Source organism: Curtobacterium sp. PhB190 (genome assembly GCF_004365385.1).
GTDB lineage: Bacteria > Actinomycetota > Actinomycetes > Actinomycetales > Microbacteriaceae > Curtobacterium.
Genome location: NZ_SODN01000004.1, coordinates 154,676 through 179,104, shown reverse-complemented (window position 1 = coordinate 179,104; position 24,429 = coordinate 154,676). Strand labels below are relative to the sequence as shown.

The following is a 24,429-nucleotide window of genomic DNA, read 5'->3' as shown; positions in this document are numbered from 1 at the left end:
TGGTCATCGGATCTGGAAGCCGTCCGCCAGGCGGCCGCCCATGATGTGCTTCCGGGCGAGCAGCAGCAGGACCACGGACGGGATGCTCAACGCGATCGCGAACACGGCCGAGACCTGACGTGGGGAGTTGAGGACGAGCGAGTACACCGCCGTCGGCATCGTCATGTACGTCGGGGCTCCGACCAGGTACGTGCCCTGCGCCTCGTCGAACGACGCGAGGAAGGACATCACCATCGCGACGAGGATCCCCGGCCACGCGATCGGGAACGTCACCCGCCAGAAGGTCCGCCAGCGGCTCGCTCCGGCGTCGCGTGCTGCCTCCTCGAGGGACCGCGGCACGGCCGAGAACGCGGCGGCGGGCAGCCACGTCATGAACACGACGCAGCCCAGGACGTGCACGATCAGGATCCCGGTCACGGTGTTCATGAGGTTCAGCGCGGTGAACATGGCCGACATCGTGACGAAGAGGCCCATCTTCGGGAACGCGTTCGTGGCGAACAGCCCGACCAGGACGAGCCGTCGCCCGGGGAACTCGATGCGGCTGATCGCCCACGCGGCCGGCAGGCAGACCACCGCGGCGATGAGCACGGTCAGCGGGGCGAGGACGAGCGAGTTCTGGACGGCGACCGCCAGGCTCCGGTCCTCGAACACGGTGCCCCACCACTGCAGCGTCCAGCCGTCGGGCAACAGGTTCGGGTACGTCCAGGTCGTGGCGAAGGCACGAGCCGCCAGCCAGAGGAGCGGACCGAGCACGAAGACGGCCAGCACGACGGCGGTCGCCCAGACGAGGGTGTTCCCGGTGAGTCGCTTGATCACGGCTGCTCCTGCTTCTGCTGCTGCTTCCGCAGCTCGCCGGCGTTCGCCCGGACCGTCGAGCGCAGGTAGAACACGCTCGCGGCCGCGGCGAAGGCGAACACGATGAACGCCATCGCCGTCGACTGCTGCGGACGGTTGTAGGCCTGGAAGTACTTCGAGATGTCGACGCCGAGCATCGTCGGGGCGTTCGGACCGGTGAAGTACGGCACCGTGAACGACCCGAGGACCCCGATGACGGTGAACGTCGTCGCGATGACGAGCGGGGTCGCCGCCATCGGCAGGAGCACCTGCCAGACCACCCGCCACGTGCTCGCGCCGGCGTCCTTCGCGGCCTCGACCAGGGCGTCCGGAGTTCCCTGCAGCGCGCCGGCGATCATCAGCACCGCGAACGGCAGGCTCGTCCAGACGCTGCCGAACACCACGGCGACGAGGGTGTAGCCCCACACCGGGACGTCGAGGCCGAACTGGGCACCGAGGCTGCGGAGGAAGCCCTGCGCATCGGTGAACGTCAGGACCGACCAGCTCGCGATGACCACCGGCACGAAGAGCGGGACCACGGCCAGGACGCTGAGGCTCTTGCCGAGGAAACCACCGCGGAGCCGGAGGATCACCGCCACCGCCACGGCGAGCGCCACGGTCAGACCGGTCGACAACGCGGTGACCCCGAGCGTCGCGACGAGGTCGCGCAGGAACGTGGCGTTGCCGAGCAGGGTGCCGTACACCGCGAACGAGAAGCCGCGCACGGTGTCGCCGCCGATGTCCGCGAGTGCCTGGTTCAGGCCGCCGGTGAACCCGAGGCTGAACAGCGCGGCGTTCACCACCGGTACGCCGACGAACAGGACCACGACGAGGACGGGCGCCGCGACGAGGGCGAGGCCCTGCCACCGCCGACGGCGGTCGAGCCGCTCCTGGACGGACAGCCGACCTGCGGGGTCCGCGGTGCCGTGGGAGGGCGACGGGACGGGCGGGAGGCCCGTGGCGGAGTCGCCACGGGCCTCCCGGTCAGTTGCCGGGCCGTCCTGGACGGTCTGGGTCACTGCGGGACCTTCGCGTCCCACGCCGCGTTCATGTCGGCGGCGAAGTCGCTCTGGAACCCGAGGCGGAGCTGCGAGGGGTTCGCGTCGGCGAACTGCTCCGCGACCGACGCCGGCAGGCTGTCGAGCGGGATGACCGGGTAGCCGGAGACGGCGCTCGCGACGAGTTGCTGCCCCTTGGAGCTCAGGACGAAGTCGGCGAGCTGTTCGGCGGCGGCCTTCTTGGCCTTCGGCTCGGTCTTCGGGATGCCGAGGAAGCTCGCGCTGCCGGTGAACGACGGGTCGGTGATCTGGATCGCCTTGACGGTCTTCGGGATCACGCCGGTCTTCTGCGAGGTGATGAACTGGTCGCTCCACACCGGCGCCATCGCGATCTGGCCGCTGCCGAGCAGCTGCACGACCTGGTCGTTGCCGTTCGGGTAGACCCCCTTCTGGTACGTCGAGGGGCCGAGGTCCTTGAGCGCTGCGAAGCCCTTGTCCCACTTCGACTCGAGCGACTTGTCGTACGTCGTCTGCATCGTCGCCTGCTCCTCCGCGGTCAGGTACTTCGCGAGCACCGTGGCGACGAACGAGCCGCCGGAGCCGCCGGACGACGGGGAGTTGTACGCGAACTGACCGGGGTTGGCCTTGATCCAGGCGAGGAGGTCGTCGAGGCTCTCCGGCGGGTCCGTCACCTTGCTCGAGTCGTAGGCGAGCAGGACGCTCGAGGCGCGGTACGGGATCGCGCTGTCGCCGCCCTGCTGCTTCGTGGCCTCGGGGACGTCCTTCAGGTTCGGGATCGTGCTGTCGCTGACCGTGCTGAGCAGTCCGGCCTTGCCCGCGGTGCTGACGAAGCCGGCGTCGACCAGGTCGTACGCGACGGACTTGCCGGCCTTGACCGCGGTGGCCAGGTTCGCCTGGGTCTGCGCGTCGTGCTCGCCGTGCAGGTCGATGCTCGTGCTGACGTGGATCTTCGGGTTCGCCTTCTCGAAGGCGGGGATGAGCGACTTGTCCCAGAGGTCCTGGACGTTCGTGTCGCCGCTGATGAACACGGTGAGGTTCGTGGTGCCGCCGCTCGTGTCCGCGGCGTTCGAGGCGTTGGCGCTCTGGACGCAGCCGGACAGTGCGACGGTCGCGGCCGCCGCGATGGCGAGGCCGGCGAGGACTCGGGTCTTCACGTCGATGATCTCCCTGTTCCGTGGGGTGGGGTCGTCCGGGGTGGGGTGGTGCGGGGTGGGGGGGGGTTGTGCGGGTCGTGCGGGGTGGTGTGGCGCGGGCCGTGTGGGAACGTTCCCGCGCCGAGGTCGAGTGTGGCGCTGCCGGGTGAACGCCGGGTGCCGCGGGCGTCGCCGCCGGGTGAACTCCGGGGGCCGCGGCCGGCGCAGCGCCTGCTCTGGTGCGAGGTTGATCACCCCGTGCGCCGCAACAACCTCGCACCGAGTGGCGAACTTCGCACGGCGCGCTCAGCGTCGCATCCGAACGCCTGCCCGCCGCAGCTTCGCGCGCAACGTCGCCTCGTCCCAGAGATCAGCCCATCGCAACCGCACGACGTGCCGGACGCCGGGCAAGGACCGCAGCCGGTCCTCCCGGTACTTCTCGGCGATGACCACGTCCTCCGCCGAACGCCCGTTCCGCATCGTCGGGTCCCGGTACTTCACCTCGCCGTCGAACTCGACCACGACGCCGGCCGAGGGGAACCAGAAGTCCACCACGATGTCCGGTTGCCCGGACGACCGGAAACGGTGCTGCAGGACGGGCTCCTCCGTGCCGAACTGATCGAACCGGGTGCGCGCGATCGACTCACCCGGCGAGTCCGACGCGGAGTCGGCGAAGTCCACCGCACGGAGCGCGCGACGGCGCCCCTTGGGGCCACGTCGCGCGATCGTGTCGCGCACGGCTGCTCGGGGAAGACCCCGACGGAGCAGGTCGTCAAGCGCCACGACGGCGTCCATGAACGGGAGCGTGAGGGCCACGTCGGCAGCGATCCGAACAGGTCCGCTCAGCTGCAGGCCTTCCGGCGTGCTGATCCGGTTCGGGTCTGGTACCGGGTCGAGGTCGGCGTGGACGACGAAGGAAGCATTCGTGGTCCGCCGATCACTCCCGACCGAGGTCACGTGCACTCGATCGGGCGGCGGCGACACCGTCGGCACACCGAGTACGACCGCCGCCGAGACGTGTGAGACGACCTGGTCGGGTCCGATGCGATCGGCGGACGCACCGACGCGGACCAGGTGCTGTTCCGCTGGCCGGAGGGCTGCCCAAGCGGCAGCGTCGACGAACTTCCCTCGCCCGATGCGGACGAGCTCCTGCGCGTCCGCCCGCCTCCTGATCACCTCGGACTCGGCTGGATGGTGCGCCGAGGTCCGGAGGACGGTGACGGCGGGAAGTGGGGCGAGGGCGATCTGACGGTTCACCCCGACGATGGTGATGGTCGGGGAACGGGAGCCGTCGGGACGGCGGCGGATCTGTGGACAAGACGAGGGCGACGCCCGCCTGTGGAGAGGCCGGAGCCGTCCGGGCTGCGAGACTGTCCGGGTGAACACACGCACCTGGGGTTGGCTCGCAGCCGTCATCGACGTCGTCCTCATCGTCGTCTTCGCGCTCATCGGCCGTTCCTCCCACGGCGAGGGCAACACCGCACTGGGGATCTGGACCACCGTCTACCCGTTCCTGGCGGGCTGGGCGATCGGGTACGTGACGAGTGGAGCCTGGGCCCGCCCGCTGCGCTTCTGGCCGACCGGCGTCGTCGTATGGATCCTCACGGTGTTCGTCGGCATGGCGATCCGCGTCGCCACGGGTCAGGGCGACGTCGACGGCAACCCGCTGCCGATCTCCTTCGTCATCGTCGCCACGATCGTGCTCGGGGTGTTCCTGCTCGGTTGGCGCGCGATCGCCCGCGGGGTGCTGCGCTTCACCGCGTCGCGGTCCCGGCAGGACGCCGCCGCGACCGAGGCGTGAACGCCAGCCGCGGGTCCCAGCCGACCATCCTCGACGTCGCCGCACGAGCAGGCGTCTCGAAGTCCGCGGTGAGCCGTGTCCTCTCCGGCACCGGACGGTTCTCCGATGAGACTCGCGAGCGGGTCGAGCGCGCCGCAGCCGAGCTCGGGTACGTCGCCAACGCCATGGCACGCGGGCTCGTCAGCGGTCGGACGCACACCATCGGCATGCTCGTCCGCGATGCGTCGTCGATGGTCTACACCGCACTGCACGCCGTGATGGAGCGCCGCGCGTCCGAGCTGGGCTACCGCGTCGTCACCACCACGGGTGTCGGCCGTGTCGAGGACGAGAAGTCCGCACTCGCCGCACTCGTGTCGATGCGGGTGGACGGCCTCGTGGTCTGCAGCGGCTTGATGCCGTCGGCCGACATCGCCGAGTTCGCCCCGCGGATCGCCACCGTGGTCGCCGGCCGGCCCGAACTCCACCCGGCACTGTCCAGCGTGTACTGCGACGAGGTGGACGGTGGCGCGACCATCGCCGACACCGTCGCCGACGCCGGCCATAGCACGGTCGCCGTACTCACCGTCCCACTCGACAACGCGATCACGCAGCACGCCCGCTCGACGGCGATGGTCGAACGGCTCCGCGCACGTGGTGTCCGGGTCATCGACATCGACGCCAGCTTCGTGCGACCACCGGACGACCTCGCCGCCGACCTGGTCGACGCGATGCACGAGTCGGACGTGACCGCGGTGATGTGCCCGACGGACCGGCTCATGCTCGACGTGTGCGAGGCGCTCGCACGCCGCGGTGTCCGGGTCCCGCACGATCTGTCGGTCACCGGGTTCGACGGCGTGTACCCCCTCGCGAGCGACTGGATCGGGTTCACGACGCTCGAGCAGCCGATCGAACGCATCGGCCGCGAGGCGATCGACCTCGTCATCGGCCGGATCGACGACCCGACGCGTGCCGTCGAGCACCGCTCACTCCGGGGCACCGTCGTGCCCGGTCGCACGCTGCTCCCCCGCTGACCGACGGACCGCGCACGGTGCGAGGTTGACCACTCGGTGCAGCGCAACAAGCGCGCACGGCGTGGTCAACCTCGCACCGGGCGAAGCCCGCGCCCGCGCGCGTCGCCGCTAGAACAGCCCGCTGCGCGGCCCCTCGTCCGGTCCGTCGAACCCGCGGAACATGTCGGACACGAGCGCCTCGATCTGCGGTTCGACCAGACGCTCGACCGCCTCGGCGATGCGCGGCCGGTGGTCGATGAGCGCCAGGCACACCGCCGTCCCGGTCGAGCGAGCGCACTCGTCGGACAGCTCGATCTCGTGCCGGAGCGCCGCCTTCGCCTCGTCCGACAGCGGCTCCCGCGGTGCCTGCTCCCCCGCGCCCGTCCCCGCCAGCTCCCCGAGCGTGAAGAGGAACGGCGAACCCGGCGAGGGCTCGGGATCGACGTCGAGGCCCTGGAACTCGGGCGACAGCCCCTCGGCCGGCTGGTACCCGGCGTGCCGCTTCCGCGCCGCGGCCCGCTCGAGCTCCCGCTGCAGCAGCGGCAGGTTCTTGGCGGTGTAGTCGTCGACCTCGTCCTCGACGATGGTCGAGATCCGGCCGATCAGCGCGTGCTGGACGGCGTGCGGGACGTCCTGCCCGAAGCCGGCGGCACTCGCGATCGGGGATCCGGTGCACTTCCGGCAGATGCGGGTGCGCGGGCGGGCGGTGCCGATCTGCCAGCGCGGCAGCCAGCGCAGCCAGACGTCGACAGCGCTGCGCACGCGTCCGTCGATGCCGTCCATGCCCCAACGATACGGAGCGGAGGCGCGGATCACCCGCTCATTCCGCGCGCCTGCCCAGAACGGCCGGGTTCTCAGGCCTTCGGTTCCGTCACGAAGTCGATGAGCTCCTCGACACGGCCGAGCAGCTGCGGCTCGAGATCGGCGAAGGTGCGCACCTGCCCGAGGATCCGCTGCCACGCCCGGGCAATGTCGGCCTGCTCGGCGTTCGGCCACCCGAGCGCCTGGCAGATGCCCTTCTTCCACTCGATCGACCGCGGGATCGTCGGCCAGGCCTGCAGTCCGACGCGGGCGGGCTTCACGGATTGCCAGACGTCGACGAACGGGTGGCCGACGACGAGCACGTGCGCGCCCCACTTGCCGCGCATCACGGCCTCGGCGAAGCGGGACTCCTTCGACCCGGGCACCAGGTGGTCGACGAGCACGCCGACGCGACGGTCTCGCGAGGGCTGGAACTCATCGAGCACCGAAGCCAGGTTGTCGACGCCGGAGAGCTCCTCGACGACGACGCCCTCGACGCGCAGGTCGGTTCCCCAGACCTTCTCGACCAGTTCGGCGTCGTGCTTTCCCTCGACCATGATGCGCGAGGGCAGAGCCACCCGGGCACGCTGCGACTCCACCGCGAAGGATCCGGACGCGGTGCGGAGGCGACCACCGTCGGACGCCTGCCGCACGGCGGGCGCGGCCCCGGGCCTCCAGTCCGAGTGAACGGAACCCAGCGAGCCCGGCGAGCCGGCAGCGGCTGCGGCAGACCGGCCGACCGGCGCCTGCGGGCGGCCCAGCGTCACGAGCTCGCCCTCGAGCAGGAACTGCCCGGTGAAGGGGAAGGAACGGGTGCGGCCCTTCCAGTCCTCGAGCGCGATGTTGCCCGCCTCGAGTCCGACGACGGCGCCGGCCCACCCGGAGTCCGGGTCCTCGAGCACCATGTCGCGTTCGAGCGGCACCTGCCGCACCTTCTTCACCCCGCGGGAGCGCCAGTCTCCCGAGAGCACGTCCCCGCCGTACCGGTCGTCGTCCACCCGCACGAGGGTACTGTCGACGTCGGCCCGGACGACGTCGACCGCGCCGACACCCACCATCTCGACGGAAGGCCTCCCGTGCGCGCAGCGATCATCCACGCCCCCAACGACATCCGCGTCGAGGAGCGCGACCGCCCCTCGGTCCTCACCCCGAAGGACGTCGTCGTCAAGGTCGTCGCCGCGTGCGTGTGCGGCTCGGACCTGTGGCCGTACCGCGGCGTCACGAAGACGAAGGAGCCCCGGCCGATCGGGCACGAACTCGTCGGCGAGGTCGTCGCCGTCGGCGACGCGGTCACCGACCTGCACGAGGGCGACTTCGTGATCTCCCCCTTCACCATGAACGACGGCACCTGCCAGGCCTGCCGCCACGGGATGACCAGCGGCTGCGACCACCTGTCCGGATTCGGCGGGAAGGACGCGTACGGCGACCCGGTCGGCGGCGCGCAGGCCGAGTACGTCCGCATCCCGGATGCGTCCGCGACGCTGGTCGCGGTGCCCGGCCCCGTCGACCCGGCGCTCGTGCCGTCGCTGCTGACCCTGTCCGACGTCTTCTCCACCGGGCACCACGCCGCGGTGTCGGCGGCGGTCGGTCCGGGCAAGACCGTCGTCGTGGTCGGCGACGGCGCGGTCGGCCTGTCCGCGGTGCTCGCGTCGAAGCGACTCGGAGCCGAGCGCATCATCGCCATGAGCCGGCACGCCGATCGCCAGGCACTGGCACGCGAGTTCGGCGCGACGGACATCGTGTCCGAGCGCGGCGAGGAGGGCGTCGCGGCGATCCGCGAGCTGCTCGGCGGCGACCTGGCCGACTGCGCGGTCGAGGCCGTCGGCACCGAGGAGAGCATGGACCAGGCGCTGCACTCGGTGCGCGCGGGCGGCAACCTCGGCTTCGTCGGGGTCCCGCACGGCGTGCCGACGATCGGTACGCGCTACCTCTTCGACACGAACATCGCCGTCGCGGGCGGCATGGCGCCGGCACGGAAGTACATCCCGGAACTGCTGCCCGACGTGCTGTCCGGAGCGATCGACCCCGGGCGCGTGTTCGACCTGGAGCTGCCGCTCGACGAGGCCGCCGAGGCGTACCGGGCGATGGACGAGCGTCGGGCGATCAAGGTGCTGCTGCGGCCGTAGGCGCCGGTCGCTCGCGGGCACCCGGCCGGCGCTCGGCGGGCCTCCGTCGGGGCGGCACGTTTCGCGCAGCAGAACGCGTGTTTCGAATCGGTAAACAAACCTTTCAGTAAAGAAGGTTGTCCGTTACAGTCCTCGACATGACCACACGAGGACGCACCCCCGGCCAACCCGGTCTGCTGCGCGTCCTGAACGACCGCGCGGCGCTCGAGCTGCTGCTCGACGACGGCCCGCTCACCCGCAACGAGATCGCCCAGCGCACCGGGCTCAGCAAGCCCACCGCAGCCGAGATCATCCGCCGGCTCGAGTCGGCCGACCTCATCCGCCAGGCCGGCACGGACACCCAAGCCGGACGCCGCGGGCCGAGCGCCGTCGTGTACGAAGCGATCACCGACCGCGACCTCGGTGTCGCGGTGGACGTCCAGCTCGTCGACGTCCGGTCGACCGTGGTGGACGCCGCCGGTCGCACGTTCCCGGTCGCCACCCACCGGATGTCCGAGGCCGAGGTGCGCTCCCCCGGCGCCGACATCGTCGCCGCAGCGATCTCCCGCGCAGCCGCCGCGGCCGGTGTGGACCCCGAGCTCGTCACCGCGGTCGCGGTGGGTGTGCAGGCGAGTGTCGACCACGCCACCGACACCCTCATCTTCACCGACGGACTGCCCGGCTGGCCCCGCGAGCAGGTCAGCGCGACCCTCTCCGCCGAGCTCGGGGTCCACGTCGTCGTCGAGAACGACGCCAACCTCGCCGCCATCGCCGAACGCAACATGGGGGCCGGTCGAGCACCCGGGTCGTTCGCGCTCTTCTGGATGGCCGAGGGCCTCGGCATGGCCCTCGACCTGCACGGTCACCTGCACACCGGCGCTTCCGGTGCCGCGGGTGAGATCGGCTACCTCAGCGTGCCCGCCGACGCACGCTCCATCGACCCGACGGCCACGATCGTCGCGGACCTCATCTCCGAGTCCGCGATCATCGCCCTGGCCGCCGAGCACGGGATCACGGCACCGGGCGGCACCGCAGCCGACTGGCGCCAGGTGCTCCCGCAACTGCCCGGCCTGCCCGAGCAGCACCCCTTCACCGTCGCCCTCGGCGAGCGCGTCGGGCACAACGTGCTCCCAGCCCTCGCCGTGGCCGATCCCGAGACGGTCGTCCTGCACGGCCCGACCGGGATCGCCGGTGGCCCCGCCCTGGCCGCCGCCGTGACCGCCTGGCTCCGGACCCGCTCGCGCTGGTCCACCGCCGTGGTCGCGCCCGGCGTCCCCGACACCCCCGTCCTGCACGGTGCGCGGCACGTCCTCATCGACGTCGTCCGCACCGCGCTCGCGGACCGGCTCGAGCGCATCAGTGACGATGCCCCGACGCCGGACCCCGTCGAGCGCCCCTGAACGTTCCACCCGCACCACTCGAGGCACCATCACCCAGCCCTGTCACAGGGCTCTTCGTCGCGCCCGGAAACGGGCAGCGCCCGGAAACGGGCGGCGCCCGGAAACGGACGGCGACGGAGCGAGACCAGAGAGCGAGTACCGCCTTGTCCCTCCCCGAACCGAACGTCCCGCGCCGCCGGGTGTTCCGCCGCATCGCCACCGCCACGGCTGTCGCCGCCGCCGGTGCCCTCGTCGTCGCCGGCTGCAGCTCCGGCAGCAGCGCCGACTCGATCGAGAAGAGCGCCCCGAAGGAGCTCAAGGGCACCGTGTCCCTGTGGCACTTCTTCACCGGCCGTGAAGCCGGCGTCGTGAAGACCGCCGTCGAGGGCTTCGAGAAGGCCAACCCCGACGTCACCGTCGACATCCACGCCGGTCAGGACGACGAGAAGCTGCAGAAGGCGATCTCGTCCGGCCAGAACATCGACGTGGGCCTGTCGTACTCGACCGCCATCGTCGGCAGCTTCTGCTCCTCGGGTGCCTTCCGCGACCTGTCGCCGTACATCAAGCGCGACAAGGTCGACCTGTCCGACATCCCGAAGGCGGTGCAGTCGTACACGCAGTACAAGGGCACGCGCTGCACCCTGCCGGCCCTCGCCGACGTCAGCGCGCTCATGTACAACAAGCCGCTCCTCGAGAAGGCGGGCATCACGACTCCACCGAAGACCCTGGACGAGCTGAAGACCGACGCACTGAAGCTGACGACGTACAACGCCGACGGCTCCATCAAGCAGCTCGGCTTCAACCCGCTCATCGACTTCTACGAGAACTCGCCCGAGCACTGGGCGCCGATGGTCGACGGCTCGTGGCTCGACAAGGACGGCAACAGCGTGATCGGCACGTCCGACGCGTGGAAGAAGCTCATCACCTGGCAGAAGGGCTTCGTCGACGAGATCGGCTACGACAAGCTCAAGGCCTTCACGTCCGGCCTCGGGCAGGAGTTCGCGGCCGACAACGCGTTCCAGACCGGTCAGGTCGCGATGCAGATCGACGGCGAGTACCGCACGGCGTTCCTCAAGGACCAGAAGCCGGACCTCGACTACGGCACGTCCCCGACCCCGGTGATGGACGGCCTCGGCAACTACGGCTCGACGTACATCGCGGGCAACGTCGCGGGCATCGCGAAGGGGTCCAAGAACCCCGAGCTGTCGTGGGCGCTCCTGAAGTACCTGTCCACCAACACCGACGCGCAGGTCACGATGGGCAACGGTCTGAAGAACATCCCGACGCTCACCTCGGCGCTGGAGTCCCCCGACCTCGAGGTCGACGAGAACTACAAGACCTTCGTCGACGTCGCGGGCAACAAGGACACCATGACCTCGCCGGGCACCGCGGACGGTGCCGCCTACATCGGCACCTTCACGAAGTTCTGGCAGGCCTACCAGCAGAACGGCGGCGACCTCGACGCGAAGCTGAAGAAGCTGGATTCCGACATCGACAACGCGAACCAGCTGGCTGGTCCGTGATGAGCCTCACCACCAAGACGACCGGCCGGGAGGCGCGGCTCGCCCGCGCAGCCCGGCCCACGGGCCCGACGGGGTCCGGTCCGGTGCCCCCGACGGCTCCGCGACGTCGGCCCCGTTCCGCAGAGTCCCGGCGCCGCCTCGTCGCCCTGACGATGCTCGCGCCGGCCCTGGCGGGCCTGGTGATCTTCTTCGCCTACCCGCTCGTCGCGTCGATCTTCTACTCGTTCACGCGCTACAACCAGCTGCAGGAGCCCGAGTTCGTCGGGTTCCTGAACTACAAGTTCCTGTTCACCCAGGACCCGCAGATCGGGCCCGCGGTGGTGAACACGCTGTGGTTCGTCGTCATCCTGGTGCCGGTCCGGATCGTGTGCGGACTCCTGGTGGCCGGGCTGCTCAGCCGGGCCAAGACGGCCACCGGGTTCTGGCGGACGCTGTTCTACCTGCCCGCCCTGGTCCCGCCGGTCGCGAGCGTCGTGGCGTTCGTGTTCCTCTTCAACCCGGGCACCGGGCCGGTGAACCAGATCCTCCGGGTCTTCGGCATCGACGGCCCCCTGTGGTTCAACGACCCGGCGTGGTCGAAGCCGTCGCTCGTGATCCTGGGCGTCTGGGTGATGGGCGACATCATGATCATCTTCCTGGCGTCACTGCTCGACGTGCCGCGCGACCTGTACGAGGCCGCGTCGCTCGACGGTGCGAACGGCGTCCAGCAGGTCCGGCACATCACCCTGCCGACGATCGCCCCGGTGATCGGGTTCGCCGCCGTGACGGGGGTGATCGCCGCGCTGCAGTACTTCACCGAGGCGGCCGTCGCCTCGGGCGTCGCGAGCGGCAAGGCGACGATCGGTGGCGGGACCGCCGCCCAGCTCGGCTACCCGGGCACCTCGCTGCTCACCTACACCGAGCTGCTCTACCAGCACGGGTTCGCGAACTTCCAGTTCGGCTACGCGTCCGCCATGGCCGTGGTCCTGTTCGTGATCACCGCCGTGGTGCTCGTCTTCACGATGCGTCGGATCAGTGTGTTCCGGCCGGAGGAGTCCTGATGACCGCCGTCTCCCAGTCCCCGCTCGCCCGGGCGCCACGGGGTCCAGCGCCCCGCACCGGCAGGCCGCGTGGTCGCTCCCTGGTGTGGATCGCCGAGCACGCCGCTCTGGTGGCCCTCGGCGTCCTGACCATCGCCCCGATCGTGTTCGTGGTCCTGACCTCGCTGATGTCGAGCAACCAGGCCCTCACGGCGTCGATCGTGCCCCGGCCGTTCGACTTCTCGAACTACGCGCGGGTGTTCACCGAGCTGCCGCTCACGCAGTGGTTCGGCAACTCGTCGATGTACGCCGTCCTCGCCACCGCGTTCATGCTCCTCAGCTCGGTGCCCGCGGCCTACGCGCTCGCCCAGATCAAGTTCAGGGGCGCGAACCTGATCTTCACGGTGATCATCGTCGCGATGCTCCTGCCCCCGCAGGTCACCGCGGTGCCGGTCTACGTGATGTGGTCGCACCTGCACCTGACCGGCACCCTGTGGCCGCTCATCCTGCCGAACCTGCTCGGCGACGCGTTCAGCATCTTCCTGCTCCGCCAGTTCTTCATGACCATCCCGAAGGAGTACGGCGACGCCGCCCGCATGGACGGCTGCAGCGAGTGGGGCGTGCTCTGGCGCGTGGTCGTCCCGATGGCCCGCCCGGGCATCGCGTCGGCGGCGATCTTCATGTTCTTCCACTCGTGGAACGACTACTACGGCCCGCTCCTGTACGCATCCGAGAACCAGGCCGCCTGGCCGGTGGCGTACGGACTCGCCACGTTCCGCGGACAGCACGGCACCGACTGGTCGATGACGATGGCGATGACCGTCGTCGTCATGGTCCCCGTCGTCATCATCTTCTTCTTCGCACAGAAGGCATTCGTCGAGGGCATCGCGCTCACCGGCGTGAAGGGATAGCAGCTCCAGTGAAACTCACAGTCGTCGGTGGCGGATCCACCTACACCCCCGAACTCGTGGACGGCTTCGCCCGGCTCCGCGACCAGCTCCCCATCGACGAGCTCTGGCTCGTCGACCCCGACCCGGTGCGCCGTGAACTCGTCGGCGGTGTCGCCAAGCGGATGTTCGCGCACGCCGGACACCCCGGCACGATCCACGTCACCGACGACGTCGTCGCCGGGGTCACCGACGCCGATGCCGTCATGTTCCAGCTCCGCATCGGCGGGCAGGCCGCACGGCAGCAGGACGAGACGTGGCCGCACGAAGCGTGCTGCATCGGGCAGGAGACCACCGGTCCGGGCGGGTTCGCGAAGGCGCTCCGCACCGTGCCCGTGGTCCTGGAGTACGCCGAACTCGTCCGGAAGCACGCCAAGCCGGACGCCTGGATCGTCGACTTCACCAACCCCGTCGGCATCGTCACCCGCGCCCTGCTCGAGGCCGGACACCGCGCCGTCGGACTGTGCAACGTCGCGATCGGGTTCCAGCGCCGCTTCGCGAAGGAGTTCGGCGTCGCCCCCGACCACGTCCGGCTCGACCACGTCGGCCTGAACCACCTGACGTGGGAGCGCGGCGTGCACGTCACGGGCGCGGACGGCGTCGAGCGCGACGTCATGGCGGACCTGCTCGCCGAGTCGGACGGTGCCCTCGGCCGGACGGCGGAGAGCGTGCACATGCACCCGGACCTCCTCCGCCTGCAGCACGCGATCCCCTCGTACTACCTGCGGTACTTCTACTCGCACGACATCGTGCTGCAGGAGCAGCTGCACGAGCCCACCCGTGCCGAGGCCGTCATGGAGACCGAGCGGGCCCTGCTCGCGAAGTACGCCGACGAGTCCGTCGTGACGAAGCCCGCCGAACTCGAGCAGCGCGGCGGCGCCTACTACTCCGAGGCGGCGATCGACGTGCTGTCCTCGATCCTCGGCGACCGCGGCGACGTGCAGGTCCTCAACGTGCGGAACGACGGCACGTTCCCGTTCCTGCCGGACGACCACGTCATCGAGGTGCCGTCGCGCGTCACCCGCCAGGCGATCACGCCGTTGCCGGTCTCCCCGCTCGACCCGGACATGGTCGGTCTCGTGTCGCACGTCGCCGGGTACGAGCGGCTCGCGCTCGACGCCGCGGTGCACGGTGGCCGCGACCGGGTGCTCCGTGCGATGTGGGCGCACCCGCTCGTCGGGCAGGTGGACAAGGCGGAGCAGCTCACCGACCTGCTCCTGGCCGCGAACGCGGAACACATCCCGTGGGCGCGATCGGAGCAGGTGACGTGGGCGGGCTGAGCCGGACCGGCGCGGCGGGCCCGGCCCGAGCCTCCCGTCCGCCCGCGCCGGTCCCACCGGACGCGACCGACGTCGTGCTCGCCGTCGACGGCGGCGGGAGCAAGACCGACGTCGTCGCGATCGCGCTCGACGGGACCATCGTCGGGCACGCGCGCGGTCCGGGGTCGAACCCGCAGACGCGGGGCTGGGACCTCGCCGGCCCGATCCTCGACGACGTCCGTGCGCGGGTGGTCAGCGAGCTGGGTGACCGCCGCATCCGCACGACGCACGTGTACCTGGCCGGGCTCGACCTGCACGACGAGCTCGTCGCGGCGACCGCGGCCCTCGCGCACTGGGCCGATGACGGCGGCGAACCGCATGTCCTGGACAACGACCTGTTCGCGCTGCTGCGGGCCGGCACCCTGTCCCCCGACGCCGCGGCCGTGGTGTGCGGCACCGGGATCAACGCCCTCGCGGTGCGGGCTGACGGCACGACCGCACGGTTCCCGGCCATCGGGGACGTCTCCGGCGACTGGGGTGGCGGCGCGTGGCTCGGCAACCGGGCGCTCTGGCACGCGGCTCGGGCCGACGACGGGCGCGGCCCGGCGACGGCGCTGGTCGGCGCGGTGCCGGCGGCGGTGGGCCTGCGCAGCGTCCGCGAGGTCACCGAGGCCATCCACTTCGGCCGCTTGGACCAGCGCGTGTTCAACCGGCTCTGCCCGGTGCTGTTCGACGTGGCCGGAGCCGGCGACGCGGTGGCCCGGGGCGTCGTGGAGCGGCAGGCGGAGGAGATCGTCCTGCTCGCCGCGGTCGCGCTCGAGCGGTTGGGCCTCGGAGGTTCGGTGGCCGACCCGGTGCCCGTCGTGCTCGGGGGCGGGGTGCTCGCTGCTCGGCACCCGTTGCTCGTGGACGGTGTCGTCGACGGGCTCGCTGCCCGGGTCCCCGGAGCGGTGCCGACCTGGGTGACCGATCCCCCGGTGCTCGGCGCGGGGCTGGCGGCGCTGGAGTCGGTCGGTGCCGACGACGCGGCGCTCGAGCGGTACCGCGAGGCCGTGCGCTCCCGTGCCTTCGCGAGCACGACCGCGCTGATCCGCTGACGCGCGCGCGGCCCGGCGCGGCCGCCCGCGCCGCGCACATTTCGCGCTGAGCGACACTTCACGCGGCGATGAGCCCGTGAAGTGTCGCTCAGCGCGAAACCCGGCGGCGCCAGCCCAGCGCCAGCCCAGCGCCGGCCCAGCGCCCGCCCGCCGGCCCAGCGCCGACCGGCCCGCGGCCTACGCGCGCGCCAGCATCCCGAGCGTGTCGACCACGCGGTTCGAGAAGCCCCACTCGTTGTCGTACCAGGCGACGACCTTCACGTGCCGGCCCTCGTCGACGCGGGTGAGCAGCGAGTCGAAGATGCTCGACTCCGGCCGCCCGGTGATGTCCGTCGACACGAGCGGGTCCACCGTGAACGCCAGGACCCCGGCGAGCGGACCGGCAGCCGCGGCGCGGTAGGCCTCGTTCACCTCGTCCACGGTCACGTCCCGCGACACGACGGTGTTCAGCTCGACGATCGACCCGACGGGCACCGGCACGCGGATGGCGTCACCGGACAGCTTGCCCTCCAGGCGGGGCAGCACCAGCCCGATGGCCTTGGCCGCCCCGGTCGTCGTCGGCACGATGTTCACGCCGGCAGCGCGGGCCCGACGCGGATCACGGTGCGGCCCGTCCTGCAGGTTCTGCTCCTGCGTGTACGCGTGCACGGTGGTCATGAACCCGTGCTCGATGCCCGCCAGGTCGTCGAGCACCGACGCCAGGGGTGCGAGCGCGTTGGTCGTGCACGACGCGTTCGAGATCACCGTGTGCACGGCCGGGTCGAACGTGTCCGAGTTCACGCCGTACGCGATGGTGGCGTCCGCTCCGGTGGCCGGCGCACTGATGAGGACCCGTCGGGCGCCGGCGGTCAGGTGCCCGGCTGCCGCGTCGCGTGCGGTGAAGCGTCCGGTGGACTCGAGGACGACCTCGACGCCGAGTTCGGCCCACGGCAGGTCCGCGGGCGACGTCGACGCGAGCACGCGGACGCGGCGGCCGTCGATGACGAGCGTGTCGCCGTCGACCTCCACGGTGCCGTCGAACGGCCCGAGGGCGGAGTCGTAGCGGAACAGGTGCGCGAGCGTTTCGGGGGCGGTCAGGTCGTTCACGGCGACGACCTCGAGGTCGTCACCGCCCCGTGCGAGCAGGGCGCGGAGCGTGTTGCGGCCGATGCGGCCGAAGCCGTTGATGGCGATGCGGGTCATGTGGAGTTCCTTTCGTTCCGTGGTCCATGCTCACGGGCCGGGAGGCACGGCTCCAGTGGCAGGGAAGCCAGCGTCCGAAAGGATCTCGCCACCACCGCCGCGACGGCGCGGTCAGTCCTGGAACGTCCGGCGGTACTCGGTGGGCGAGGTCCCGAGGATCCGCCGGAAGTGCATCCGCAGGTTCGCGTCGGAACCGAGGCCCGCGCGCTCGGCCACCTGGTCGACGCCGAGGTCGGACTGCTCCAGGAGCTCCCGGGCGAGGTCGACGCGCGCCCGCAGCACCCACTGCATCGGCGTGTACCCGGTGTCCTCCACGAACCGGCGTGAGAACGTCCGGGTCGACACCGTGGCATTGCGCGCGAGCGCTTCGAGCGTGAGCGGCTCGGCGAGGTGCCGGAGCGCCCACTCCCGGGTGTCGGCGAACACGTCGCCGAGCGGCTCGGGCACGCTCCGCGGGACGTACTGCGCCTGGCCGCCGCTGCGGTACGGGGCACTGACGAGCCGTCGCGCGACGTGGTTCGACAGCGCCACGCCGTGGTCCTGTCGGACGATGTGCAGGCACAGGTCGATCCCGCTCGCGGCGCCGGCACTGGTCAGCACCGAGCCCGCGTCGACGAACAGCACGTCCTCGTCGACGTCCACCTCGGGGTACCGCTCACGGAGCACCCGCGTGTAGTGCCAGTGCGTCGTCGCCCGGCGGCCGTCGAGCAGCCCGGCTGCCGCGAGCGCGAACGCCCCGGTGGAGATCGCCGCGATGCGGACGCCGCGGTCGTGCGCCCGCGCGAGTGCCGCGACGACGTCGGCCGGGGGCGCCGAGTCCGACGGGCGGCGGTAGCCGGGCACGAAGACGGTCTCCGCCCAGTCCAGTGCCTCCAGCCCGTGGTCGACCGCGTAGGCCAACCCGTCGCCGCCGGTGATCCGACCGACCCGGGGGCCGCAGACCCGCACCTCGTAGGGCATGCTCGGCCGGTTCGAGAACACCTGCGCGGGGATCCCGACGTCGAGCGGTTTCGCGCCGTCGAGCACCAGGACCGCGACGCGGTGCAGTGGGGTCCGGGCCATACCGGCGACGCTAGCCGAACACGTCACCCTCGCGTTCTCCACAGATCTGTCAGCCCCCTCCCCTAGGATCAGCACACCACGTACGCTCCGTACGTGCCGTACTCACCGGAGGCCCTCGTGCCCATCGCAGCCGACTACCCCACGTACTCGCGCGCCCGCGAGCACTTCAAGGACATGCTCGACGCCACGGCGACCGGCCGCACCGTGACGGTCGCCCGCGACGGCGCCGTCTCCGCGATGCTGCCCGTCGACCGGCTTCGCGACCACTTCTTCCGGACCGTCTCCCCGCGGATCAGTGTCTTCCGCGAGGCCGGCGCGGTCGTCGCCCTCATGGAGGGGCGCCCGTTCGTCGCCCAGGGGACGGACGTCGACGACGCACTCGACGACCTCGCCCTGTCGCTGCGGGAGTACGCGGTCGACTGGGAAGACCGTCTCCAGCACGCCCCGAACCACCACGACGCGTGGGCGCTCGTCCAACTGGTCAAGCTGTCCACGGACGCCGAACTGCGCGACTGGTTGGAGCGCGGCGGTGAGTAGCCCGAGGCACCCTGCTCCGAACCGCGAGCACCACGACACGTTCTGCACGACCGAGCGCTGGACACTGGTGCGCGGCGCCACCGGTCAGCCCGTCCGGCACCATCGCACCTACGAGCTCGTGCTCTGGGACGCACGCGTCCTGCGCACCCGGATCTCGAAGCCCGTCGACCGGTCGACCTACGGTGCGCGCATGTGGGCGCACGTCCTGCGCCACCAGCTGCAGGTCGATGCACCGGCCTTCTGGCGCTGCGTCGACGACGGCACGCTGCCGGACCGGGGCAGCCCCGTGCACCCGGCGCCCGCGAACGCCCTCCCGCTGTACCTGGTGCGGGCACTCCACGACCTCGGTGTGCCCGAGTCGGAGATCCTCGACCTCGGACCCGCCGGCGCTGCCGAACTCCACGCCGAGCTCCTGCGCCGGGCGGCCGAGCAGTCCTGATCGTCAGGCGTCGCGGACGGCCAGCACCCGGTGCGGCGATGCCCGTTCCGCTCGCCACCCGGTCGGCAGCGTGTCCCGCAGTTCCGCCAGGGTGAAGGACCGACGGATCGACCGCAGGCCGTCGACCCGGACGAAGGTCCCCGCGGTCACCAGCGGCGACGCCAGCGCGTACGCCCGGTAGGCGTCGCGTGACCGACGGATGTCCGAGTGCACGCTGCGACCCGACGCGAGCGCCTCCGAGTCCGCCAGGAACCCGTTCCGCTCGTCGTCGCCCAGGTGGTGCAGGACGTGGTTCGACACCACGACGTCGAACCGCTCGCCCGCCGTGACCAGGTCACCGCTCGACTGCTGCCGGAAGGTGACACCCCGCGGTGCCCGTCGGTTCGCCGCGTCGATCGCCCGCGGGTCCGGGTCGACCCCGACGACCTCGACGTCGAACCCGTCGCTCGCCGCCCACCGCACGACGGCCCGGGCCAGGTCGCCGCCGCCGCACCCGAGGTCGAGGACCCGGGCGCGGCCGTGCACCGGCAGGGCCGGTACGACGTGGGTCCGCCACGCCGAACGCCAGCCGCTGACCAGGGCGTTGACGAGCGCGAAGCGCCGGAAGGTCCGCGCGAGCGCGCGCGGGTCGCAGTCCGGGTCGTCCATGAGTTCGGTCAGGTCGACCGCGCGCGTGCGCAGGTCGAGGACCGGGAGGCCCGTGGAGCCGCCGTCGGGACGGCTCACGTGCGCACCATGGTCAGTCGCGCACTCTCGACCGTGAGACCGGGGCCGAAGGCGAGCGCCACGACGGCAGCACCGTCCGGGATCCCGGCGTCGAGGGCCTCGCGGAGCACGAACAGCACGGTCGCGCTCGACATGTTCCCGTGGTCGCGCAGCACCGTCCGGCTCGCCGCGATCGCCGCGTCCGGCAGGTCGAGCGCCTGCTGCGTGCGGTCGAGGATCGCACGCCCACCGGGGTGCACGGCCCACACCGGCACGTCGGCGGCCGGTCCGTCGAGCAGCGACGCGACGGCCTCGGCGACGCTGCTGCCGACGAGCTTGGGCACGGCGGTGCTCAGGACCATCTCGAAGCCCTCGTCGCCGATGTTCCACGCCATCTCGCCGGCGCTCTCGGGCACGACGGCGGTGGCGAACGCGTCGAGGCGCAGGCCGGGGCCGTCGGCGGTGACCACGACGGCGGCGGCACCGTCCCCGAAGACGCTGTTCGCGACGATCTGGTCCGGGTCGTCGCTGGCGCGGACGTGCAGGGTGCAGAGCTCGGCGCAGACGACCAACACGACGGCGCCCGGGTCCGCCTCGGCGAACGCGGCCGCGATCCGGAGTGCCGGGAACGCCGCGCAGCACCCCATGAAGCCGATGTGGTGGCGGAAGACGTCACGGCGCAGGCGGAGCTCGATCACGATGTCCAGGTCCGGGCCGGGCTGCGTGAACCCGGTGCACGACACCGTGACGACGTGCGTGACCGAGGCCGCGTCGACGTCTGCGCGGGCCAACGCGTCACGAGCAGCCTCGACGAAGAGCGGCGGCGCGAGCTCGCGGTAGCGGTCGTTGCGGGTGCCCGTCGAGGGCGAGTGCAGCGCGCCGTCCGTGTCGCGGAACGCGCCCGCTGGACGGCTCCGGTCGAGTTCGGCCAGCACGGTGTGCCGGTGCTCGACCGCCGAGGCGTCGAAGGCTGCGGGGACGAGCCGCCGGCCGAGACGACCGAGCTCGGGCTGCGCAGCGAAGAGGTCTCGCACGGCAGCCTGCTCGAGCGTCGTCTCCGGGACGGCGGTTCCGATGGCGCGGATCGTTGCGGACACGACTCATCCTGTCACCGGGTCGCTGACGCGTCCCCAGGTTCTCCCACACCGCGGAACGGACACAGCACCGTGGTTTCCCACGGTGCTGTGTCCGGAACCTGGTTCCGCGGAACGGAACTGCACGGAACGGCGACTACGCCTGCTGCGCGCGCTCCAGCACCAGCTCGCGGACGCGGGCGGCGTCCGCCTGGCCCTTCATGGCCTTCATGACGGCACCGATGATGGCGCCGGCGGCCTGGACCTTGCCGTCCTTGATCTTCGCGAGCACGTCCGGCTGGCCGGCGAGTGCTTCGTCGACCGCGGCGGTGAGCGCCGAGTCGTCGGACACGACCTTGAGCCCACGGGCCTCGACGACCTGGGCCGGCGAGCCCTCGCCGGCGATGACGCCCTCGAGCACCTGGCGGGCAAGGCGGTCGGTCAGGTCGCCGGACTCGACGAGGGCGATGACCTCGGCGACGTGCTGCGGCGACACGAGGTCGCCGGGCTCGGCGTCCTGGGCGTTCGCGACACGGCTGATCTCGCCGGTCCACCACTTGCGGGCCGCCTGCGGCGCGGCGCCGGCGGCGACGGTGCCCTCGACCTGGTCGAGCAGCCCACCGTTCACGACGTCCTGGAACTCCAGGTCGGCGAAGCCCCAGTCGCCCTTCAGGCGACGGCGGCGAGCCACCGGGGCCTCGGGCAGGGACGCACGGAGCTCCTCGACGACCGCGGGGTCCGGCACGACCGGCAGCAGGTCGGGCTCGGGGAAGTAGCGGTAGTCGTCGGCATCCGACTTCGGACGGCCGGCCGAGGTGCGGCCGGTGTCCTCGTGCCAGTGACGGGTCTCCTGCGTGATCGAGCCGCCGTCGGCCAGGATCGCGGCCTGGCGCTGGATCTCGTAGCGGATCGCACGCTCGACGGCACGGAACGAGTTGACGTTCTTCGTCTCGGTGCGGGTGCCGAGCTTCTCCTGGCCGCGGGGGCGCAGCGAGATGTTGGCGTCGCAGCGCAGGTTGCCGCGCTCCATGCGGGCCTCGGAGACACCGAGTGCGCGCACGAGGTCGCGGATGACCTGCACGTACGCGGCACCGAGCTCGGGGGCACGGTGCTCGGCACCGAAGATCGGCTTCGTGACGATCTCGACGAGCGGCACACCGGCGCGGTTGTAGTCGACGAGCGAGTACTCGGCACCCTGGATGCGGCCGGTGGCACCACCGACGTGCGTCAGCTTGCCGGCGTCCTCTTCCATGTGGGCGCGTTCGATCGGGATGTTGAAGATCGTGCCGTCGGCGAGTTCGACCTCGACCTCGCCCTCGAACGCGATCGGCTCGTCGAACTGCGAGACCTGGTAGTTCTTCGGGTTGTCCGGGTAGAAGTAGTTCTTCCGGGCGAACCGCGACGACTCGGCGATCGAGCAGCCGAGCGCGAGCCCGAGCTGGATCGAGTACCGGACGGCCTGCGCGTTGACGACGGGCAGCGACCCGGGCAGCCCGAGGTCGACCGGCGTCACGTTCGTGTTCGGCTCGCCACCGAAGAAGTTCGGCGCGTCCGAGAACATCTTGGTCTTCGTCGCGAGTTCGACGTGCACCTCGAAGCCGAGCACCGGCTCGTAGCGCTCCAGTGCCTCGTCGAAGTCCATGAGCGCGTCCTTCTGCGCCATCAGATCACACCTTCCTGCGCAGCCGACTGCTGACTCTGGTCGAGGTCCGGGATCCGGTCGATGAGCGGGGCTCCCCACTGCTGTTCGAGCAGACGCTCGAGCGCCGCACCGTAGCGGTACAGGCGGGCGTCCTCGCGCTGCGGGGCCATCAGCTGGACGCCGACGGGCAGGCCGTCCTCTGGCGCGAGGCCGTTCGGGATGCTCATGCCGGGCACGCCCGCCAGGTTCGCCGGGATCGTGGTGAGGTCGTTGAGGTACATCGCGAGCGGGTCGTCGATGCGCTCACCGATCGGGAACGCGGTCGTCGGGGCCGACGGGCTGATGAGCAGGTCGACCTGGTCGAACGCGGCCTGGAAGTCGCGCTGCACGAGCGTGCGGACCTTCTGCGCCGAGCCGTAGTAGGCGTCGTAGTACCCGGCGCTCAGGGCGTAGGTGCCGAGGATGATGCGACGCTTCACCTCGGGACCGAACCCGGCTTCGCGCGTGGCGGCCATGACGTCCTCGACCGTCGCACCGTTCTCCGGCGTGACGCGCAGGCCGAAGCGCACCGAGTCGAACTTCGCCAGGTTCGACGAGGCCTCGGCCGGCAGGATCAGGTAGTAGGCGCTGATCGCGTAGGCGAACGACGGGGCGTCGATCTCGACGACGACCGCACCGGCCGACTCGAGCAGCGCGACGGTCTCCTGGAAGCGCTGGGTGACCCCGGCCTGGAAGCCGTCGCCCCCGGCGAGTTCCTTCACCACGCCGACGCGCAGGCCGCGCAGCGTGTCCGCCTGCAGTCCTTCGCGGGCGGCGGCGGCCATCGAGGGCCAGGCGTCGGGGATCGAGGTGGAGTCGCGCGGGTCGTGCCCGCCGATGACGTCGTGCAGGAGCGCGGCGTCGAGGACGGTGCGGGCGACCGGGCCGATCTGGTCGAGGCTGGACGCCAGGGCGATCGCGCCGTAGCGGCTGACCCCGCCGTAGGTCGGCTTCACACCGACGGTGCCGGTGACGGCGCCGGGCTGACGGATCGAGCCACCGGTGTCGGAGCCGAGGGCGATGGGTGCCTCGTGCGCGGCGACGGCAGCGGCCGAGCCACCGCCGGACCCGCCGGGGATGCGGTCGAGGTCCCATGGGTTGTGGGTCGGTCCGTACGCTGAGAACTCGGTGGTCGAGCCCATCGCGAACTCGTCCATGTTGGTCTTGCCGAGCGGCACGAGGCCGGCGGCGCGGAGCTTCGCGACCGGGGTGGCGTCGTACGGCGGCATCCACCCTTCGAGGATCTTCGAGCCCGAGGTGGTCGGCATGTCCTGCGTGCACAGGACGTCCTTGATCGCGATCGGGACACCGGCGAGGGGCCCGAGGTCGTCGCCGGCCGAGCGACGCGAGTCGATCGACTTCGCGACGGCGATGGCGTTCTGGTTGACGTGCAGGAAGGCGTGCACGTCGCCGTCGACGGCGGCGATGCGGTCGAGGTGGGCCTGCGTGGCCTCGACGCTCGAGACGTCGCGCGCCACGAGGGCGTCGGCGAGCGCCGCGGCGCTCATCCGCGTGATGTCGGTCACTGTTCTTCTCCCAGGATGGCGGTCACTCGGAACCGTTCGCCGTCGGAGTCCGGCGCTCCGGAGAGCGCCTGCTCCTGCGTCAGCGTCTGGCCGACGACGTCGGGTCGGGTGACGTTGCCGAGCGGCACGGGGTGGCTCGTCAGCGGGACGTCGTCGGTCGCGACCTCGGCGACCTTGGCGACGCTCTCGACGATGTGCGACAGCTCCCCGGTCAGCTTCTCGATCTCATCGGGCGTGAGTGCGATACGTGCGAGGTTCGCCAGGTGCGCGACCTGCTCGCTCGTGATGTCAGGCATGGTGCTCCGTCGATCGGTTCGT

At 71.4% G+C, this 24,429-nt stretch carries 24 protein-coding genes; 11 read left to right on the top strand and 13 right to left on the bottom strand.

Annotated elements, in window-relative coordinates:
- Window positions 1–3: 3 nt before the first annotated feature.
- From EDF47_RS08185 to EDF47_RS08170, 4 genes are all read right to left on the bottom strand, one after another.
- Complete coding sequence (locus EDF47_RS08185) at window positions 4–816, bottom strand: ABC transporter permease subunit (protein WP_132099616.1); 813 nt, start codon at window positions 814–816, stop codon at window positions 4–6.
- Window positions 813–1,853, bottom strand: a complete 1,041-nt coding sequence (locus EDF47_RS08180; RefSeq protein WP_123294050.1) for an ABC transporter permease subunit — start codon at window positions 1,851–1,853, stop codon at window positions 813–815. The genes EDF47_RS08185 and EDF47_RS08180 overlap by 4 nt, the downstream gene beginning before the upstream one ends.
- Window positions 1,850–3,007, bottom strand: a complete 1,158-nt coding sequence (locus tag EDF47_RS08175) for an extracellular solute-binding protein (RefSeq protein ID WP_131878411.1) — start codon at window positions 3,005–3,007, stop codon at window positions 1,850–1,852. The genes EDF47_RS08180 and EDF47_RS08175 overlap by 4 nt, the downstream gene beginning before the upstream one ends.
- A 285-nt stretch (window positions 3,008–3,292) precedes the next feature.
- Entirely contained in the window at window positions 3,293–4,243 is a 951-nt protein-coding gene (locus EDF47_RS08170; RefSeq protein WP_131878409.1) for a hypothetical protein, read from the bottom strand.
- 121 nt (window positions 4,244–4,364) lie between these two features.
- On the opposite strand from EDF47_RS08170, the gene EDF47_RS20045 reads away from it, so the two are divergent.
- Together EDF47_RS20045 and EDF47_RS08160 are read left to right on the top strand one after the other, a co-directional pair.
- Window positions 4,365–4,787, top strand: coding sequence for a DUF3054 domain-containing protein (locus tag EDF47_RS20045; protein ID WP_235035981.1), 423 nt, complete (start codon window positions 4,365–4,367; stop codon window positions 4,785–4,787).
- Window positions 4,784–5,797: a LacI family DNA-binding transcriptional regulator gene (locus EDF47_RS08160; RefSeq protein ID WP_131878405.1), complete on the top strand. Its 1,014-nt coding sequence runs from the start codon at window positions 4,784–4,786 to the stop codon at window positions 5,795–5,797. Before EDF47_RS20045 ends, EDF47_RS08160 begins: the two co-directional genes overlap by 4 nt.
- Window positions 5,798–5,905: 108 nt before the next feature.
- Here EDF47_RS08160 and EDF47_RS08155 read toward each other — a convergent pair whose 3' ends face one another.
- Window positions 5,906–6,559 (bottom strand): spermidine/putrescine ABC transporter substrate-binding protein, encoded by a 654-nt coding sequence (locus EDF47_RS08155; RefSeq protein WP_133936852.1) that lies wholly within the window; start codon window positions 6,557–6,559, stop codon window positions 5,906–5,908.
- Window positions 6,560–6,630: 71 nt separating this feature from the next.
- Window positions 6,631–7,575 carry a DUF3097 domain-containing protein gene (locus EDF47_RS08150; protein WP_123340804.1) on the bottom strand — a complete coding sequence of 315 codons (945 nt, stop codon included), beginning with the start codon at window positions 7,573–7,575 and terminating at the stop codon, window positions 6,631–6,633.
- Between the two features lie 78 nt (window positions 7,576–7,653).
- Between EDF47_RS08150 and EDF47_RS08145 the strand changes: the two genes are divergently transcribed.
- From EDF47_RS08145 to EDF47_RS08115, 7 genes are all read left to right on the top strand, one after another.
- The gene (locus tag EDF47_RS08145) at window positions 7,654–8,703 is read left to right on the top strand and encodes an alcohol dehydrogenase catalytic domain-containing protein (protein ID WP_123673174.1); all 1,050 of its coding nucleotides are present in this window, start codon (window positions 7,654–7,656) and stop codon (window positions 8,701–8,703) included.
- A gap of 137 nt (window positions 8,704–8,840) precedes the next feature.
- Window positions 8,841–10,082 (top strand): ROK family transcriptional regulator, encoded by a 1,242-nt coding sequence (locus EDF47_RS08140; protein ID WP_133936854.1) that lies wholly within the window; start codon window positions 8,841–8,843, stop codon window positions 10,080–10,082.
- A gap of 143 nt (window positions 10,083–10,225) precedes the next feature.
- Window positions 10,226–11,584 carry an extracellular solute-binding protein gene (locus EDF47_RS08135; RefSeq protein WP_243834027.1) on the top strand — a complete coding sequence of 453 codons (1,359 nt, stop codon included), beginning with the start codon at window positions 10,226–10,228 and terminating at the stop codon, window positions 11,582–11,584.
- On the top strand, window positions 11,584–12,624 hold the full coding sequence (locus tag EDF47_RS08130) for a sugar ABC transporter permease (RefSeq protein ID WP_207913218.1): 1,041 nt from the start codon (window positions 11,584–11,586) through the stop codon (window positions 12,622–12,624). Before EDF47_RS08135 ends, EDF47_RS08130 begins: the two co-directional genes overlap by 1 nt.
- The gene (locus EDF47_RS08125) at window positions 12,624–13,514 is read left to right on the top strand and encodes a carbohydrate ABC transporter permease (RefSeq protein ID WP_133936856.1); all 891 of its coding nucleotides are present in this window, start codon (window positions 12,624–12,626) and stop codon (window positions 13,512–13,514) included. Before EDF47_RS08130 ends, EDF47_RS08125 begins: the two co-directional genes overlap by 1 nt.
- Before the next feature lie 8 nt (window positions 13,515–13,522).
- The gene (locus EDF47_RS08120) at window positions 13,523–14,830 is read left to right on the top strand and encodes a 6-phospho-beta-glucosidase (RefSeq protein WP_123340745.1); all 1,308 of its coding nucleotides are present in this window, start codon (window positions 13,523–13,525) and stop codon (window positions 14,828–14,830) included.
- Window positions 14,818–15,906: a BadF/BadG/BcrA/BcrD ATPase family protein gene (locus tag EDF47_RS08115; protein WP_243692378.1), complete on the top strand. Its 1,089-nt coding sequence runs from the start codon at window positions 14,818–14,820 to the stop codon at window positions 15,904–15,906. The genes EDF47_RS08120 and EDF47_RS08115 overlap by 13 nt, the downstream gene beginning before the upstream one ends.
- A 177-nt stretch (window positions 15,907–16,083) precedes the next feature.
- Here EDF47_RS08115 and gap read toward each other — a convergent pair whose 3' ends face one another.
- Both gap and EDF47_RS08105 read right to left on the bottom strand, forming a co-directional pair.
- Window positions 16,084–17,088, bottom strand: coding sequence for a type I glyceraldehyde-3-phosphate dehydrogenase (gap, locus tag EDF47_RS08110; protein ID WP_133936858.1), 1,005 nt, complete (start codon window positions 17,086–17,088; stop codon window positions 16,084–16,086).
- A 111-nt stretch (window positions 17,089–17,199) separates the two neighbouring features.
- On the bottom strand, window positions 17,200–18,150 hold the full coding sequence (locus tag EDF47_RS08105; protein ID WP_133936860.1) for a DJ-1/PfpI family protein: 951 nt from the start codon (window positions 18,148–18,150) through the stop codon (window positions 17,200–17,202).
- 93 nt (window positions 18,151–18,243) lie between these two features.
- Between EDF47_RS08105 and EDF47_RS08100 the strand changes: the two genes are divergently transcribed.
- Together EDF47_RS08100 and EDF47_RS08095 are read left to right on the top strand one after the other, a co-directional pair.
- A complete protein-coding gene (locus tag EDF47_RS08100) occupies window positions 18,244–18,687 on the top strand; it encodes a prevent-host-death protein (RefSeq protein WP_133936862.1) in 444 nt (147 codons plus the stop codon).
- The gene (locus EDF47_RS08095) at window positions 18,680–19,126 is read left to right on the top strand and encodes a cytotoxic translational repressor of toxin-antitoxin stability system (protein ID WP_208320941.1); all 447 of its coding nucleotides are present in this window, start codon (window positions 18,680–18,682) and stop codon (window positions 19,124–19,126) included. Before EDF47_RS08100 ends, EDF47_RS08095 begins: the two co-directional genes overlap by 8 nt.
- A 3-nt stretch (window positions 19,127–19,129) precedes the next feature.
- On the opposite strand, the gene EDF47_RS08090 is transcribed toward EDF47_RS08095, so the two are convergent.
- The 5 genes from EDF47_RS08090 to gatC form a co-directional block, all read right to left on the bottom strand.
- Entirely contained in the window at window positions 19,130–19,852 is a 723-nt protein-coding gene (locus tag EDF47_RS08090) for a methyltransferase domain-containing protein (protein WP_133936864.1), read from the bottom strand.
- Window positions 19,849–20,928 carry a type III polyketide synthase gene (locus EDF47_RS08085; RefSeq protein WP_133936866.1) on the bottom strand — a complete coding sequence of 360 codons (1,080 nt, stop codon included), beginning with the start codon at window positions 20,926–20,928 and terminating at the stop codon, window positions 19,849–19,851. The genes EDF47_RS08090 and EDF47_RS08085 overlap by 4 nt, the downstream gene beginning before the upstream one ends.
- Window positions 20,929–21,061: 133 nt before the next feature.
- Window positions 21,062–22,567, bottom strand: coding sequence for an Asp-tRNA(Asn)/Glu-tRNA(Gln) amidotransferase subunit GatB (gatB, locus tag EDF47_RS08080; RefSeq protein ID WP_123340738.1), 1,506 nt, complete (start codon window positions 22,565–22,567; stop codon window positions 21,062–21,064).
- Window positions 22,567–24,111, bottom strand: a complete 1,545-nt coding sequence (gene gatA, locus EDF47_RS08075) for an Asp-tRNA(Asn)/Glu-tRNA(Gln) amidotransferase subunit GatA (protein ID WP_111085022.1) — start codon at window positions 24,109–24,111, stop codon at window positions 22,567–22,569. Before gatA ends, gatB begins: the two co-directional genes overlap by 1 nt.
- Entirely contained in the window at window positions 24,108–24,407 is a 300-nt protein-coding gene (gene gatC, locus EDF47_RS08070) for an Asp-tRNA(Asn)/Glu-tRNA(Gln) amidotransferase subunit GatC (protein ID WP_111085021.1), read from the bottom strand. Before gatC ends, gatA begins: the two co-directional genes overlap by 4 nt.
- Window positions 24,408–24,429 lie beyond the last annotated feature (22 nt).

Excerpts from the sequence above, each read along its gene's own strand:
- EDF47_RS08155 (WP_133936852.1), bottom strand. The coding sequence starts at position 6,559 with ATGGACGGCATCGACGGACGCGTGCGCAGCGCTGTCGACGTCTGGCTG.
- EDF47_RS08140 (WP_133936854.1), top strand. The coding sequence starts at position 8,841 with ATGACCACACGAGGACGCACCCCCGGCCAACCCGGTCTGCTGCGCGTC.
- EDF47_RS08130 (WP_207913218.1), top strand. The coding sequence starts at position 11,584 with ATGAGCCTCACCACCAAGACGACCGGCCGGGAGGCGCGGCTCGCCCGC.
- EDF47_RS08125 (WP_133936856.1), top strand. The coding sequence starts at position 12,624 with ATGACCGCCGTCTCCCAGTCCCCGCTCGCCCGGGCGCCACGGGGTCCA.
- gap (WP_133936858.1), bottom strand. The coding sequence starts at position 17,088 with ATGACCCGCATCGCCATCAACGGCTTCGGCCGCATCGGCCGCAACACG.
- EDF47_RS08105 (WP_133936860.1), bottom strand. The coding sequence starts at position 18,150 with ATGGCCCGGACCCCACTGCACCGCGTCGCGGTCCTGGTGCTCGACGGC.
- gatB (WP_123340738.1), bottom strand. The coding sequence starts at position 22,567 with ATGGCGCAGAAGGACGCGCTCATGGACTTCGACGAGGCACTGGAGCGC.
- gatC (WP_111085021.1), bottom strand. The coding sequence starts at position 24,407 with ATGCCTGACATCACGAGCGAGCAGGTCGCGCACCTGGCGAACCTCGCA.